This window comes from Streptomyces triticirhizae (assembly GCF_003696235.1).
Lineage (GTDB): Bacteria > Actinomycetota > Actinomycetes > Streptomycetales > Streptomycetaceae > Streptomyces > Streptomyces triticirhizae.
The window spans coordinates 1-1,692 of record NZ_RFFJ01000380.1 but is presented as its reverse complement, the minus strand read 5'-3'; the positions used below and the strand labels follow the sequence as shown (position 1 = coordinate 1,692).

Below are 1,692 nucleotides of genomic sequence, written 5' to 3'. Positions count from 1 at the left end.
GAGCCGGGGCTGCCGGTGGTGGTCGGCGGCCGCAGCGCGGGGGCGCGCGTCGCGTGCCGCACGGCGGGGGAGACGGGCGCGGCCGGGGTGCTGGCGCTCGCCTTCCCGCTGCACCCGCCGGGCCGGCCGGAGCGCTCCCGCGCGGCCGAACTCCCGCTGGACGGGCCGCCGTTGCTGGTGATCCAGGGCGGCCGGGACCCGTTCGGCCGGCCGTCGGAGTTCCCGAAGGACGTGGAGCTGACGGAGATCCCGGAGGCCGACCACTCCTTCGCCGTCCCGAAGCGGGCCGAACTGGGCCAGGAGGAGGCGCTGGCGCTGCTGACGGAGACGGTGGGTGAGTGGCTGACACGAGGCTCCTCGCACGGGAGCGGCCGGTGACCGGCCGGCGCGCTATGGCGCGAACGCCCCTGCCCTTCGCGGCGGGGGCGTTCGCCTGTCGGACCTCCCGCAGGCGGTCACGCGTCCCCCGGTGGGACGACGAAGCCTCGGGACGGTCCCGAACCCGGTCTCTCCTCGGGAAACCTGGCGGTCACGGACGCCAACACGTCAGCGGTCACATCCCGGCGCGTGACCGGATCGGCCGTGTCGTACACGCGCCATGGCCCCTGCCGCGTTCTCCGGGTCTTCCGGTGCGACCACTCCGGGAATGCCCAATCGCCGGAGCACGGCGGCCACATGCCGGGCCTGTTCAGCGTCCACGCGTACGCCCTTCGCTCTGATGCGGCGCCAGCCTATCCACCCTCACCTCCGCCCTCGCCGTCTCCGCCCGAGCAGTGCGCGGCGCATCCGCCCGGCAGCGGGACGCTCGGGCCAGTGGTGCACGAAGCGTCCGAGGCGCCGGCACAGTCGCTCGTACAGGTTCGTGTGCAGGATCAGGGCGTGCCACCCTTCGTCCACCACGTTGGACGGCGTGATCCTGGCGGCGGGGAACCGCGCGGCCGCGTCCATGAACTTGCGTAATGTGCCCCGCCCGAAGAAGACCGACGTCACTCCCGGAGCCCCGCAGGGCTCCCGCTCCCGCCGCGGGCGCGGCGCGCCGCCGCCTTGGCGCACAGCGCCGTCACCGCCCGCTGGAAGCGGACCTGGGACGGCGGCTCGGTCGGCCCCAGCAGGAACGCCCGCAGCTCCTGGCGTGCCCTGGCCAGCCGGTCACGGCGCGGGTCCACCACGGCGGCCAGCAGCTCGGGCAGCTCCGAGGCGTCGGGGCTGAGCACCGTCGCCGCCCTGACCGTGGGGTTGGCCGCGCGGAACGCCTTCGCGTCGAGCCCGCTGGTGTTGACCACCGCATAGGGCTTGGCGCTGGCGAGATAGTCGGCGACCACGCTGGAGACGTCGGTGATCAGCACGTCGGACTGGTTGTAACAGCTGTAGAGGTCGGGGCGCTGCCCGGTCAGCACCAGGTGGCCCTCCGGGTCCTGCGCCGCCCAGAACGCCGCGCGCCAGGCGCGGGTCGCCGCGGCCACCGCCTCCGTGTGGCCCTCCTCCGGCGCGGACTGGCACATCATCCGCTCCATGTCGTCCGCGCTGGGCCGCCCGCCGCGCGCCGTCAGCTCCTCCAACCGCTCGGTGCGCCGGGCGAGTTCCCTGGCGGTCGTCGCGTCGTGGGGGGCGCGGGTCGCGGTCAGCGCGCCGCGTTCGGCGATGGCCCCCGCCGAGCGGCGCAGCAGCGCGCGGCGGGGCGCGAGCGCGGGG

2 protein-coding genes are annotated in these 1,692 nt (G+C 75.5%); one reads left to right on the top strand and one right to left on the bottom strand.

Annotated elements, in window-relative coordinates:
• A partial coding sequence (locus tag EBN88_RS29765; protein WP_325052793.1) for an alpha/beta hydrolase family protein occupies nucleotides 1-378 on the top strand: 378 nt, incomplete at its 5' end.
• A 608-nt stretch (nucleotides 379-986) separates the two neighbouring features.
• Here EBN88_RS29765 and EBN88_RS29750 read toward each other — a convergent pair.
• The coding region (locus EBN88_RS29750; RefSeq protein WP_199742540.1) for a CDP-glycerol glycerophosphotransferase family protein at nucleotides 987-1,692 on the bottom strand (706 nt) is incomplete at its 5' end.